General features: G+C 36.0%; 1 protein-coding gene. It reads right to left on the reverse strand.

Annotation, left to right across the window (positions count from 1 at the left end; all coding sequences use genetic code 11):
* Nucleotides 1–208: 208 nt before the first annotated feature.
* The gene (locus tag ACPC57_RS11505; RefSeq protein ID WP_434067000.1) at nucleotides 209–1039 is read right to left on the reverse strand and encodes a GIY-YIG nuclease family protein; all 831 of its coding nucleotides are present in this window, start codon (nucleotides 1037–1039) and stop codon (nucleotides 209–211) included.
* Nucleotides 1040–1192 lie beyond the last annotated feature (153 nt).

Consider the following 1192-nt stretch of genomic DNA (forward strand, 5'->3'; position numbering starts at 1 on the left):
ACACCTTATGCTGCACGATGTCGTGCAGCGTAAGAAATTTTATACACTAGTGTTACAAAAATGCTTGACTAGGTCACATATCAGATATAAGGTTATAGCACGGAAGCAAAGTTTTAAAGGATAGTTTAAAGTCAGATATACTGGATATTTCATCTGCGAAGTAATAAAAAGGCACTCTAGGGAATTATTCACCAGAGTGCACCCGTCATTATTTCCAATTAATTTTAGCTGAAATTCCTAGCTGCTTAGTTAACTTTTCAAGCCTATTTTTAGTATCTTTTCTTGAAAAATTTGTGTATAGCCATACACCTGGAGCCACTTCTGCTGAATTTGGTCTGCCATTATAAGTTGAAACTTTTCTACCTAAAACGACTCCAGCAGTTGGTGCATCTGGCGCTATTAACTCTTCTATCTGCTGTTTGTATTTATCGTCGACAAGCATTGATTTTGCGAAATCAACAAACAGACCTCTTGCAGACTTTGATTGTAGTGTATGACCATCATATTGAATTTCAAACATATCTGATGGACTAACCTCATTCGTTAATTCACCCTCTGAAACACCGAACAGATCAATATTTGCAATGTCATCAATGATCTCAAAAACAGTCTCATACAATTGATCTGACTGGGCTTTTGAAAGCTTCCCAATATAAGATTTGTTTCCAATAGTTGAATTCATCATTTGGTAATCTGATTTCTCAGTGAAATCTTGAATGAGTCGCTTCTCCAAATAATCGGTATCAGCTTTTGACAGTTTCCCATCTGTTCTGGAGAAAAATAAAACTGACTCAACCCAATTCTTATCTTCTTTAGAAAACTGTTGATATAACCGTTGATAAATGGTTTGGCCTGCAGCTTGCCCCACGTAGCGTTTATTTCCACCAATTAAAACATAGATAGCTGTATGACTCGCAAAGTCTTGTTCTTTTAGATAAGGCAAGTCACTGCGATTCATGGAAACTAGCATTGCCGGCTCACATTCAAAATATGAAATATTATCTTTTTGTGAATCTGAGAATATAAAAACCTGCTTCATAGCCTTGTCTCCCTTGGAATTTCGATAATATATTATATCACGTAACCGTTATCAAAATCATCTAAGCTGTCAACTCTGAGTGTGTCGGAATTTTTGAGAAGAGAGGATATTACCAAGAAAACGGAAAAGTCAAGACCAAAACAAACTTTTTCT

Origin of the sequence: Streptococcus sp. VTCC 12886, assembly GCF_049893425.1 — a bacterium.
Lineage (GTDB): Bacteria > Bacillota > Bacilli > Lactobacillales > Streptococcaceae > Streptococcus > Streptococcus suis_AA.